14 protein-coding genes are annotated in these 12,475 nt (G+C 50.2%); all 14 read left to right on the top strand.

Translation table 11 applies throughout. The features are described from left to right. Positions 1–1,926: efflux RND transporter permease subunit (locus HS105_09095; protein MBE7516748.1), on the top strand; the 1,926-nt coding region annotated here is incomplete at its 5' end. A 13-nt stretch (positions 1,927–1,939) separates the two neighbouring features. After that, positions 1,940–2,137 (top strand): hypothetical protein, encoded by a 198-nt coding sequence (locus HS105_09090; protein MBE7516747.1) that lies wholly within the window; start codon positions 1,940–1,942, stop codon positions 2,135–2,137. A 54-nt stretch (positions 2,138–2,191) separates the two neighbouring features. Next, positions 2,192–2,716 carry a nuclear transport factor 2 family protein gene (locus tag HS105_09085; protein ID MBE7516746.1) on the top strand — a complete coding sequence of 175 codons (525 nt, stop codon included), beginning with the start codon at positions 2,192–2,194 and terminating at the stop codon, positions 2,714–2,716. 229 nt (positions 2,717–2,945) lie between these two features. Next, the gene (locus tag HS105_09080) at positions 2,946–3,410 is read left to right on the top strand and encodes a DUF305 domain-containing protein (GenBank protein MBE7516745.1); all 465 of its coding nucleotides are present in this window, start codon (positions 2,946–2,948) and stop codon (positions 3,408–3,410) included. A 16-nt stretch (positions 3,411–3,426) separates the two neighbouring features. After that, the gene (locus tag HS105_09075) at positions 3,427–3,843 is read left to right on the top strand and encodes a MerR family DNA-binding protein (protein ID MBE7516744.1); all 417 of its coding nucleotides are present in this window, start codon (positions 3,427–3,429) and stop codon (positions 3,841–3,843) included. Between the two features lie 75 nt (positions 3,844–3,918). Beyond that, complete coding sequence (locus HS105_09070; GenBank protein MBE7516743.1) at positions 3,919–4,107, top strand: YHS domain-containing protein; 189 nt, start codon at positions 3,919–3,921, stop codon at positions 4,105–4,107. Between the two features lie 28 nt (positions 4,108–4,135). Beyond that, positions 4,136–6,673, top strand: a complete 2,538-nt coding sequence (locus HS105_09065; GenBank protein ID MBE7516742.1) for a heavy metal translocating P-type ATPase — start codon at positions 4,136–4,138, stop codon at positions 6,671–6,673. 5 nt (positions 6,674–6,678) lie between these two features. Beyond that, positions 6,679–7,326, top strand: a complete 648-nt coding sequence (locus HS105_09060; GenBank protein ID MBE7516741.1) for a class I SAM-dependent methyltransferase — start codon at positions 6,679–6,681, stop codon at positions 7,324–7,326. A gap of 13 nt (positions 7,327–7,339) precedes the next feature. Then, the gene (locus HS105_09055; GenBank protein ID MBE7516740.1) at positions 7,340–8,149 is read left to right on the top strand and encodes a DUF4198 domain-containing protein; all 810 of its coding nucleotides are present in this window, start codon (positions 7,340–7,342) and stop codon (positions 8,147–8,149) included. Between the two features lie 13 nt (positions 8,150–8,162). Then, positions 8,163–8,969 carry a DUF4198 domain-containing protein gene (locus HS105_09050; protein MBE7516739.1) on the top strand — a complete coding sequence of 269 codons (807 nt, stop codon included), beginning with the start codon at positions 8,163–8,165 and terminating at the stop codon, positions 8,967–8,969. A gap of 22 nt (positions 8,970–8,991) precedes the next feature. Beyond that, on the top strand, positions 8,992–9,129 hold the full coding sequence (locus HS105_09045; GenBank protein ID MBE7516738.1) for a FeoB-associated Cys-rich membrane protein: 138 nt from the start codon (positions 8,992–8,994) through the stop codon (positions 9,127–9,129). Between the two features lie 73 nt (positions 9,130–9,202). Further along, complete coding sequence (locus HS105_09040) at positions 9,203–10,597, top strand: sigma-54-dependent Fis family transcriptional regulator (protein ID MBE7516737.1); 1,395 nt, start codon at positions 9,203–9,205, stop codon at positions 10,595–10,597. After that, positions 10,598–11,728 carry a GHKL domain-containing protein gene (locus HS105_09035; protein ID MBE7516736.1) on the top strand — a complete coding sequence of 377 codons (1,131 nt, stop codon included), beginning with the start codon at positions 10,598–10,600 and terminating at the stop codon, positions 11,726–11,728. It begins immediately after the preceding gene. Between the two features lie 45 nt (positions 11,729–11,773). After that, positions 11,774–12,394 (top strand): class I SAM-dependent methyltransferase, encoded by a 621-nt coding sequence (locus HS105_09030; GenBank protein ID MBE7516735.1) that lies wholly within the window; start codon positions 11,774–11,776, stop codon positions 12,392–12,394. The last annotated feature ends 81 nt before the right edge of the window (positions 12,395–12,475 follow it).

Below are 12,475 nucleotides of genomic sequence, written 5' to 3'. Positions count from 1 at the left end.
GTGTTTATTCCGCTGTTCGCCTTATCAGGGGTCGAAGGAAGATTGCTCGCTCCCTTAGGCCTCGCGTACATTACGGCACTCGTGGCATCTCTGTTCGTAAGTTTGACCGTGACGCCCGTCTTAGCGTCATATCTGTTGCCGCAAACATTTAGGCGAAAGGAGAGAAAGCCGGTCAACGATCCGGTTGAGATCGATCACGAAGATGAGAATCGTACCTCTATTTTCGCGAGGATAGGGCGGTGGTTTCGGTCTTCGTCGGCTGAGGAACACCAGGACAGCTTCATAGTTCGCTGGTTAAAGAAATACGACACGCGGCTTCTACATTGGACGCTCCGTCATCCTTACAAAGTCGTCTCCGGGGTAGCGCTGGTGTTCATCTTGACGATGGCCACGCTCCCGTTTGTTGGTACATCATTCTTGCCGGAGTTCAACGAAGGAACGCTTACCGTCAATGTTCAGGCCCAGCCCGGTACTTCTCTGACTGAATCCAATCGCATCGGCCAAATTTCCGAGAAACTACTCTTAGAGGTGCCCGAAGTTATATCGACCGGACGTAGGACGGGAAGGGCCGAGCTCGACGAACATGCCGAAGGTGTTCACTACACCGAGATCGATGTTGATTTAAAGAAATCGGATCGTTCGCGTGAGGAGATCCTTTCGGCGATCCGAGACAAACTCGCGGTCGTTCCCGGAGTTACCACTAATGTAGGACAGCCGATCTCTCATCGGTTGGATCATTTGCAGTCCGGTGTTAGAGCCCAGATCGCGGTCAAGTTGTTCGGCGACGATCTGGCTACACTACGTTCAAAGGCTGAGGAAATTCGCAATACGATCCAAACTGTCGAAGGGGCAACGGACGTTTCAGTTGAGCGACAGGTGCTGATCCCGCAGGTGCGATTTAATGTTGACCGCGTCAAGGCAGCGCAGTATGGACTGCAGCCGGGCGAGGTTACGCAGACATTGGAAACGGCATTGAACGGGCGAACCGTCTCGCAAGCCATTGATGGAGCTCGGCGATATGACGTCGTAGTCCGTTTTGACGAAGTATCTCGCAATAGTCTGGATGCTCTCCAAAATGTCACCATCGATACGCCACAGGGAACCCAAATTCCTATTTCGGCCGTTGCCGCCGTTGAGAATTTTCCGGGACCGAACCAGATCTTACGTGAGGACACGAAACGCCGAATTGTGATCGGAGCAAACGTAGCCGGACGCGATCTTGGCTCCGTGGTCAGTGATATTCAAAGCCGCGTCGCAACACAAGTTCAACTGCCGACCGGCTACTTCCTTGAATATGGAGGGCAGTTTCAGGCTTCGCAGGAGGCTAACAGAACTTTATCACTCCTTTCGATCTTCTCGCTTGTTGCGATCTTTTTTCTCCTGATAAAAGCCTTTGGCGACTGGCGGGTAGCCCTTCAGGTGATGATAAACATCCCCCTAGCGTTGATCGGAGCCGTCTGGGCCTTGCACCTCTCGGGCGGCGTATTTTCGATCGCGACAATGGTCGGATTCGTCTCTCTGGTTGGAATCACATCGCGAAACGGGATCATGATGATCTCGCATTACCTGCACTTGATGAAAGAGGAGGGCGAAGACTTTACCGAACACATGATTGTTAGGGGTTCATTGGAAAGGCTCGTTCCCGTCCTGATGACTGCTCTGACCGCGGGGCTCTCGTTAATACCCTTCATCCTTGCCGCCGACGCCCCGGGCAAAGAGATCCTGCATCCACTCGCAGTTGTCGTTTTAGGCGGCATCCTGACCTCGACTCTGCTCGACCAAATTGTTACGCCGGCGATCTTCTATAAATTCGGACGGCCGAGCGCCGAGCGAGTCATCGCGGAACGAGAAGGCTTAAGCGACAAAGACTTCGGCGAGAACACCGATCTTCCGCCGTTCGGGATGCGGACGCCCGATCTTAGTTAAAAGGAAATGGAAGATGGATAAGAAAATCAGACTAACACCTTTTACCTATTACTTGGCCAGAGGCCTTTTCTTCCTGGCTTTTCTCGCTCTGTTTGGAGCATGGTTAACGGAATTGACCGGCGGTTCGCTGCTCGGCTTGAGTCAGCAGCATTTATTCTACGACGCCATTGTCTTATCGCTGTTCGGTATCGGGATGTATCTTGACGGTTAAAGGACCTAGCGAAACATTGAATTTCTGTAAGACCTAAAATGAGGAGAAAAACTTATGACAAGAACAAATTTTAATAGATTGCTGATGGGCGCTTTGGCCGTCGTGATCGGTTCGGGCGCTGTCGCTATTAGCCTCAACGAGAGTGTTTCGGCACAAACCGACGAAGTAAAGGCCGTGACGGACGTTATGACACGCGAAGCTCTGGCCGTTGAACAAGGCGATCTCGCGGCACTCGATAAGATCTGGGCCAACAGCGAAGATGTCACCGTCTTCGAAAGCGGACACGCCAATTACGGTTGGAATGATTACCGCAACACCCATCTCGCTCCCGAACTAAAGGAATTCAAAAACACGAAATACTCGTTTTCGGATATGAAGGTAAAGGTCGATGGCAAGACCGCGTGGGCGACATTCAAATATAGTCTCGCGGCTGAGATGGGAACGAGAAAAGTAGAAAGCGGTGGCCTTGGCACGGCGGTGTTGGAAAAACGCGACGGCAAATGGCGTATCGTTCACTGGCACTCAAGCGCACCTCGCCGAGCCCCGGCTCCCGCGGCGTCTCCGACACCTAAGGCGTAGTTTGATTTTGCTCGACACTGTATAAGGACATGTTAGAAGGGAGTCCAGAAGTTTATACGGTCGATGAGCAAAAGGCGTCGGGTAGTGCCTATTGTGCCCGACGCCATTTTTTTTTCGGCCACATAGTAATGGAACTCGAAATACTCTGCCTTTCGTCTGGAGTTAATAACCGTTTGAATTTGAACTAGGAGGACTGAGAAATATGAAAGACATGAAGCATACGGAAAGCATGAAAAACATGAAAAGCATGTACGTGAACCTAGCGATCATGGCGGTTCTGTCGTTTATATCGATGTTCGTGTTCATGTACATGATGGTCGATTCTTTCGCCAACGTATATCCAAACATAAACCAGATTTACATGGCCGGGCTCATGACCGCTCCGATGATCGTGATCGAGATCTTTGTAATGTGGTCGATGTACAACAACAAAAAGGCCAATCTTGTCATCGCTGGTGTTAGCGTCCTGTTGCTAATTCTGTTTACGGCCTTTATCAGATATCAAACGTTAGTCGGGGATAAGCAATTTCTCAAATCGATGATACCGCACCACGCAGGAGCGATCCTCATGTGTGATAACCCTAATCTTCGAGACCAGGAGATCAAGGATTTGTGTAAATCGATAACGATCGACCAACAAAAGGAAATCGACTGGATGAAGAATAAACTCGACGAGTTGGAACGTAAACAGTGAGGAGTCGATCAAGCTAATGATGACTGCAACAGTTTTGGCAAAGCAATCAGATGTATCGCTTTACACGGTCAGGCACTATACGCGCATCGGGTTACTGAAGCCGGCCCGCAATATGCAAAACAACTACAAGGTTTACCAACCGTCTGATGCGGTGCGAGTTCGGTTCATTAAAGCCGCCGGTAATCTGGGATTCTCGCTCGCCGAGATCGCGGATGTTTTGAAAGAGGCGAAGGAAGGGAATACGCCGTGTCCGATGGTACGGGAAATTATCGTTCGCCGGATTGCGGAGAATCAAAGAAAGATCAGGGAGATGCAGAAACTCCAACGGAAAATGGAGAAAGCCCTTCAGGACTGGTCAAAGATGAAGAATTCGATGCCCACAGGTGATTCCGTTTGTCATTTGATCGAATCAGTAAGCGAGACTGACAAATAGGGCTTGACCTGACCCCTGCTGACAGGTTGTAGAATAATTCCTGTCGTTACTTTTAATGACAGGAGTGATAACAAAATGACGGAATACGAAACAACCACGGCTGAAACCTTCATCGACCCAATTTGCGGAATGCAGGTCAAACCGGCAAATGCCGCCGGGAGCCTTAACCAGGATGGAGAAACTTATTATTTCTGCTCGACAGCGTGTCTGCAGAAATTCATGGCTCCGAACGACGGTAGCCAGGCGAGCTGTTGCGGCAACTAGGGAAGTTTGAAAACCGCAGGGAGGGTTCATGACAGGAATTGTAAAAAAGAACGCAGCAGAGGGCGAGTTTATCGACCCGATATGCGGTATGACTGTTGATCCGGCGACAGCGGCTGGAAGTTTTAAGCATGAGGGAACGACCTATTATTTTTGCTCGAAAGGCTGTTTGCAGAAATTTATCGCGCAAACGCAGGCCGTCCCCGGGAGTGGTTTTGTCGGGATCGGACGGGAACAAAAAGAAACCGTTACGCATGGAGAGATGAACGCTACTCCCGAAGGAGAGTTTGTCGATCCGGTGTGTGGAATGACGGTCGAGCCCGAGACTTCGGCGGGAGAGTATGATTTTGAGGGCCAGACTTATTACTTCTGCTCGACCGGCTGCTTGAATAAGTTCAAACAAAATCCGACGAGCTTTCTCAAGGAGAAAAAAGAGGAAGTATTAGACGCGGAAAGCAAGGGTGTCGAGTACACCTGCCCGATGCATCCGGAAGTTGTGCAGATCGGTCCGGGAAGCTGTCCAAAATGCGGAATGGCGCTTGAGCCCAAGGTGATGACGCTCGACGACGCTCCTGACCCGGAGTATATCGATATGAAGCGGCGTTTTTGGATTTCCGCCGTCTTAACTCTTCCGGTTTTCGCTCTGGCGATGGCGGAAATGCTGCCGAACTTTCACGAGATAATCTCGCCGAACCTTTCTATTTGGATACAGTTCGCTCTTGCGACGCCGGTCGTGCTCTGGGGCGGTTTTCCTTTCTTCCAGCGTGGATGGGCTTCGGTCAAGAATGTGAGCCCGAATATGTTCACGCTGATCGCGATAGGAACAGGAGCGGCTTATCTCTTTAGCCTCTTCGCACTGTTCCTGCCTGATCTGTTCCCTGCGTCGATGCGTAATGTGCATACGGGCCTGATCGCCGCATATTTCGAAGCGGCGGCAGTGATCACGACGCTCGTTCTTCTCGGACAAGTTCTTGAGCTTCGAGCCAGAAGCCAAACCTCAAGCGCGATCAAGGCCCTTCTCGGACTTGCACCTGAAACCGCGATCGTTGTTTTCGACGACGGCACCGAGGCTGAGATTGCACTCAAGGATGTACAGATGGGTGCGAGATTGAGAGTTAAGGCGAACGAAAAAATCCCGACCGATGGAGCGATCCTGGAAGGCGATACTTCGGTCGATGAGTCGATGGTGACGGGCGAATCGATCCCGGTCGAAAAGACGGTCGGCGACACGGTCATCGGCGGAACGATCAATGGCAGACGCGGCTTTGTGATGAAAGCGGAAAAGGTCGGCAGCGACACGCTGCTCGCGCAAATCGTTCGGATGGTCGGCGAGGCCCAGCGCTCCCGAGCTCCTATCCAACGATTGGTAGATGTAGTATCAGCTTATTTTGTTCCCGCAGTTATCGTCGTTTCGATTGTCGCGTTCGCCGTCTGGATGATCTTCGGCAGTTTCGCCTACGCGATGGTCGCGGCGGTTTCGGTTCTGATCATTGCCTGCCCGTGTGCTTTGGGCCTGGCGACGCCGATGTCGATCATGGTCGGCACGGGACACGGAGCGCGGCACGGCGTATTGGTTAAGAAAGCCGAGGCATTGGAGATTCTGGAAAAGGTGAATTCAATAGTTGTTGATAAGACAGGCACTTTGACCGAGGGCAAGCCGCGTTTGCAAAGCACAATTACGAATTACGGATTACGAATTACGGAAAACGAACTATTGCGGCTCGCTGCCAGTCTGGAAAGATCGAGCGAGCATCCGCTTGCGGAAGCGATCATAAAAGGCGCCGAAGAGAAAAATATCGAATTGGCAAAGGTGGACGATTTTGAATCCATCACTGGTAAAGGAATCACGGGATCGATCGACGGGCAAAAAGTGTTACTGGGCAATGCGAAGCTGATGACGGACAACAATATTGATTTCCCGGCGGATGGAAAAGCCGATGAGCTTCGAGCCGAAGGGCAAACAGTAATGTTCGTAGCCGTTGACGGGAAACCCGCCGGACTGGTCGGCGTCGCGGACACGATCAAAGAGTCTGCGAAAGAAGCAATCGACGAACTGCATAGACAAAATATCGAAGTCGTCATGATGACGGGCGATAATGCAATTACGGCCGACGCAGTAGCCAAAAAGCTCGGCATCGACAAGGTTTTCGCCGACGTTTTGCCCGAACAAAAGGCGGAAAAGATCAAAGAGCTACAGGCGAGCGGCAAGATCGTCGCAATGGCCGGCGACGGCGTAAACGATGCTCCGGCGCTTGCTCAAGCCCAAGTCGGCATCGCAATGGGCACCGGAACCGACGTAGCAATGGAATCCGCTGATATAACGCTTTTGAAAGGCGATCTGCGCGGTATTTTACGGGCGAAAAAGCTGAGCGAAGCGACGATGAAAAATATACGTCAAAACTTGTTCTTCGCGTTCATCTACAATCTCGTCGGCGTCCCAATCGCTGCGGGAGTTCTATATCCCGTTTTCGGCTTGTTACTAAGTCCGATGATCGCGAGTGCAGCAATGACTTTTAGTTCTGTTTCGGTAATCGTCAATGCACTGCGGTTAAGAAATTTGAAATTGTGAGAGAAATGAACAACGAAAAGTACATACCGGCTTTGAGCTACGATTGGCTAACGGGCCTATATGATCCGGTAGTTGCTCTGACGACTCGCGAAGGCGCTTTCAAGAATGCGTTAGTTGATCAAGCCGGGATCGCCGATGGTCATCGCACTCTGGATTTAGGCTGTGGCACAGCGACGCTATCTATTTTGTTGAAACAGAAGCAGCCGAACGCTGTGATTGTCGGGATTGACGGTGACGCGAAGATCTTACAGATAGCAAAAAAGAAGGCACACAAGGCCGGCGTTGACATTACCTTCGACGAGGGAATGTCGTTTGATCTGCCTTACGAAGACGAATCCTTCGACCGGATTGTTTCCAGCCTTTTTTTTCATCACCTATCTCGGGAAAGCAAGTCGGAAACGCTGCGCGAAGTAAACCGCGTTCTTAAGCCCGATGGCGAGTTTCATGTCGCAGATTGGGGGCTGCCCACGAGTCGTTTAATGCGCGGGGCGTCATATCTGATTCAATTTCTGGACGGTTTTGAAACGACTGCAGATAATTTCAATGGCTTATTGCCCAAACTGATAACGGATGCCGGGTTTACATTCGTCGAGGAAACGGTTCATTTCAATAGCGTGTTCGGAACCATAAGATTGCACAAATGCCTAAGATAAAACTGGAGGACATATGAAAACAAAGATCATTTTTTTCGCAATGATGGTGGTTTTGACGACCCTGTCGGTCTTTGCACACGACCTTTTCTTAAAGCCAGCGAGCTTTTTTGTAAAGGTCAACGAGAAGATCTCTATCAGCGTGATGAACGGCACGTTTCAGGAAAGCGAGGGAGCGGTGGCGTTCGCGCGTTTGACGGATGTGAGCGTTGTTTCGCCTTCGGGCACGCGTTCGAATCCTGCCGAGGCGAATTTTACAAAAAATGAAACCACCGCATTTCTCAATGTTACGCCGACCGAGGCCGGAACCCACGTCGTCGGCCTTTCCACCTCGTGGCGCGAGAACGCACTCGCGGCAAAGGAATTCAATGAGTACCTGCCCGCCGAAGGCATCCCTGATATTCTGGAAAACCGAAAGCGCGACGGCGAACTCGACAAAGACGCCCGTTACCGTTATTCGAAATATGTCAAAACGATCTTTCAGGCGGGCAATAAACCGACAGACAGCTACAAAACCAACCTTGGATACGCCGTGGAGATGATCCCTCAGCAAAACCCCTACAAACTAAAAAAGGGAGCCACGCTTGACATCCTCTGTCTCAAGGATGGGAAGCCCCTTGTGGGCCAGATAGTAACGACCGGCTACGAGGCCGCGGGCAAAATGCTCGGCGAAACAAGCTCCCGCACCGACAAGGACGGCCTGCTCGGGATCAAACTGACCGGCGCCGGCAAATGGTACGCCAAATTTATCAATATGGTAAAGATCGACGACCCAAAACTGAATTACGAATCAAAATGGGCGACGCTGACATTTGAAATCAAGTAACGAGGAGATCGAAATGAAGAAACAAACAATTTTTACAATTATGTTATCGCTGTCGCTCGTTGCGTCCATTTTCGCGCACGATCTGTTTCTTAAGACGGATAGCTATTTTCTGAAGGCTAACTCGAAATTTACCGTGAAGGTAATGAACGGAACGTTTTTGGCGAGCGAAGGAGCGGTTAGCTTTGCCCGGCTAAATGATGTGAGCGTCGTTTCGGGTGGGAATCGCATACATCCAGTGGAGGCTGATCTCACCAAGGACGAAACGACTGCATTTCTAAATCTGACAACCGGTGCGGCTGGAACCTACGTCGTCGGACTGTCGACCAAACCGCGAGAGATCGCTCTAAAAGCAGCAGATTTTAACGAGTATCTCCGCGAAGACGGCCTGCCGGATACGCTTGAAGAACGCCGCAAGACCGGCGAACTCGAAAAGGATGCAGTAGAACGTTACGCAAAACATGTTAAAGCGATTATGCAGGTAGGCAACAAGCATTCGGACGATTACAAAACCGTCCTTGGCTACCCGGTCGAACTAGTTCCACAGCAGAATCCTTACAAGCTTAAAAAGGGCGACACGATCGATATCCTATGTCTAAAAGACGGTAAACCGCTTGCGAATCAAATCGTGCTCGCCGGACGCGAGGAAAGCGGCAAAGTAAAGGCCGCGCCCGAACTAAGAAGCGACGCGAACGGCTTCGTAAAGTTGAAGCTTGACGGATCCGGTAAATGGTTCGTGAAGTTTATCAACATGGTCAAAATCGACGACCCGAAACTAAATTACGAATCAAAATGGACGACGCTGACTTTTGAGATCAAGTAACCTTGCGGTTTGAGGACGTTCTATGGATCTTCAATACTTCATTGTGATCGTAATCATTCTTGGAGCGATTATCTTCGCCGCGAAAACGCTGGTTCAGAAAAGCCGTGCCTTCTCCCCAAAACCCAGCTGCGGCGACGATTGCGGTTGCGGGAAGGGATGACATTTCCTAGTGTTAAGAGCCGTACATGTTTGACGGGGCACTGTATGGGTGTTTGCGTTAAGATAAGATCGACATGACAAAGTCTGCGGCCAAAATTCTACTAGTTGATGACGACGACTCATTGCGTCGGGTTCTCGAATTCCAACTTAGCGAGGCTGGTTACGTCGTCATGAGTGAGAGCGATGGACGTAATGCACTCAAGTTGTTCTCGGCCGAGGAAGTTGACTGCGTGATCACCGATTGGCGAATGCCGAAAATATCTGGATCACAGCTGGTTCAGCAGGCAACAGCGATCAACAGCGAAGTACCGATCATTGTTATTACCGCGTTTGGAGATGTCGATACAGCGGTCGAAGCTATGCGTGGTGGGGCCTTTGATTTTATTACCAAGCCCTTCAACCGACAGGAGATTTTGCTCACCGTAGAGAAAGCATTAAAGTACGGCACGGCCTTGGCGGAGAATCGCCGACTGCGACGTCAGATTCACGAGGAATTTCGGATCGAGAACGTTGTCGGAACATCAGAAAAGATGCTGCAAGTTTTTGACCTGGTTGAGAGAGTGTCAAAAACAAATGTAACAGTATTGATAGAAGGCGAGACCGGAACAGGGAAGGAGTTGGTCGCAAAAGGAATACACTTTTCCGGCACCCGCAAAAACAAACCTTTTGTCGCCATCAACTGTGCCGCTATTCCCGAGACGCTAATCGAGGCAGAGCTGTTCGGATATAAGAAGGGAGCGTTCACTGGGGCCGTAGGAGAATCGAGGGGCAAATTTGAGGAAGCTAACGGCGGAACCTTATTTCTCGATGAGATAAGTGCAATGCCTCTGCAATCGCAAACAAGGCTTTTGAGGGTTTTACAGGAGCAGGAAGTGACACGTTTGGGCGAGAACAGCCCGCGCAAGATAGATGCTCGAATAATTGCCGCCACCAACGAAAACCTTCCAGAGCTGATAAAAGAAAATGTCTTTCGCGAGGATCTATATTACCGGCTTGCGGTTGTTCCAATCACGCTGCCACCGCTGCGGGAGCGTCGAGAGGACTTGCCGGTATTGACCGAACATTTTGTCACCCGATCGGCTTCAAAACATGGGATGAGACCGCCAAAGATAGGACGGGACGTATTCAAGGTATTTTTCGATTATCCGTGGATGGGGAATGTTCGCGAATTGGAGAATCTTGTAGAAAGGATGGTGGTCCTTTCGGACGGCGATAATTTAACTCTTACCGACGTCCCGGAAACCGTAAAATACCCGTCTTCGACGAAGAGTGAATTGTGGTTTGACCTGCCTTTCGAGCCGATAAGTTTAGAAGCCTTAGAACGGGAGATCATACGTACCTCGCTTCTCCGGCATGACGGCAATCAGTCACAAACTTCAAAATATTTAGGGATTACTCGAAGCGCTCTTATCTATCGCATACAAAAGTACGGTTTAGAGGAGTCGGGTTCCAGCATCTCGGACGAATAGATGGATACGCAAACCTTCAATATCATCTCCCCTCGAAACCGCTTGTATGTTTGGATCGTCATTGCGGTTGTCATCATCCTCATTACGGTCCTTCACTTTCTCACGCCTACTGATCAGATTGTTTGGCACGAGATCTATCAGCGGATCTACTACGTACCGATCATAGCTGCCGCTTTGATATTTGGTCTCAGAGGCGGGCTTGCGGCATCTCTTTTTACAACCATCATTTACTCTCCCCATGTTTATTTACATTGGCAACACGGGCATTTTGATTATTCTATAAACCAATATGCCGAAATTGTGATCTTCAATCTCGTTGGCGGAATAATGGGAGCACTTGGCGACCGTCTCCGTAAATCCAGGGAACGTGCGGAAAGAAATGCGGAGGAAAAGAGAATAGCTTACGAAGAGTTGCAAACAACGTTTCAACAGCTACTGCAGGCTGAAAAATTGGCCTCGCTCGGAGAACTCTCAGCAGGCATCGTTCACGAAGTCCGAAACCCCCTGGCGTCGATAAAAGGAGCTATCGAGATACTAGAGGACGAGTTAACGAATGACAGTCCCCGGCGCGAGTTTGTTGGTCTTGCCAAAGGTGAAATAGATAGGTTGGACCAGCTGGTCGGAGAGTTTCTACGATTCGCACGACCCGTCGCCCCGTCTAAGACGCCAACTGATCTCAACGAAATCGTGGACTCAATCACAGGTTTGATTGCAAACCAGGCGGCATCACAGTCAATTGCAGTTATTCGAGATTTGCAGAAGAATCTTCCGCTGATTCTCGTCGATGCGGAACAGATAAAGCAGGTGGTACTAAATTTAGCTATCAACGCACTGCAGGCAATGAATCAATCGAACGGGGCAGATCAGACCCTTACGTTTAGAACGTTTCAGCACGACAACAATTTTATTGTCGAGGTTACGGATTCGGGCTCCGGAGTTGACCCAAAGCATCTCTCAAAGATTTTTGACCCGTTTTTCACCACTAAGGAGAAAGGGATAGGGCTCGGGCTCTCAATTGCCCATAAAATCGCGACTCAACACGGCGGGCACTTAAATGCAAAACGTTCGGCAGACTTAACGACCTTTACTTTGACGATCCCGATCGGTCCGACGGTAGGTCTCATTAATTAGATAGAATCATTGCTGTCGTCACGGCCTAGGCCGGCTAGCAGACTTATGAGTAGGAAAGAACATTGGGAAAATGTCTATCAGACAAAAGGCCTCAACGAAGTGAGTTGGTTTCGAGAGCATCTCGACACATCGATGCGATTGATATCAAACACCGGTGTTGGCAAAGATGCCTCGATCATAGACGTAGGCGGCGGCAATTCTACGCTCGTTGACGATCTACTCGACTCAGGATTCGTCGACGTTTCAGTTCTGGATATTTCCGCAAACGCGATCGACGGCAGCAAAGAGCGACTTGGGGCGAAGGCAAACGGTGTGGATTGGTTTGTCGCTGATGTTACCTCTGCAGAACTTCCGGTCGAGAAGTTCGATGTGTGGCACGACAGGGCGGTATTTCACTTCTTAACCGCTGAGGACGACCGTCGCAAATATGTCGAGCTCGTGATGCGGAGCTTGAAGCCAGACGGACATATCATCGTTGCGTCGTTCAGCTTGGAAGGTCCACAGAAATGCAGCGGCCTCGACGTGATGCGTTACAGTCCAGAGACTATGCACAACGAATTCGGTCGTCCGTTTCAGCTCGTCGAGAGTCTCGCCGAAATTCACAACACGCCGTTCAGCACTACGCAGGAGTTTATTTATTGTTACTGCCGAAAATCATATTCGTGATATTCTCAGACCTGTATTATGGCATTGTGGCACTTCAATAAAATTGTTCACAAAGCGCTGACCGGATTCATGGCGGTGTGG

This window comes from Chloracidobacterium sp. (genome assembly GCA_015075585.1).
Taxonomy (GTDB): Bacteria; Acidobacteriota; Blastocatellia; order Pyrinomonadales; family Pyrinomonadaceae; genus OLB17.
The sequence above is the reverse complement of the archived record's forward strand: the minus strand, read 5'-3'. Positions and strand labels throughout refer to the sequence as shown.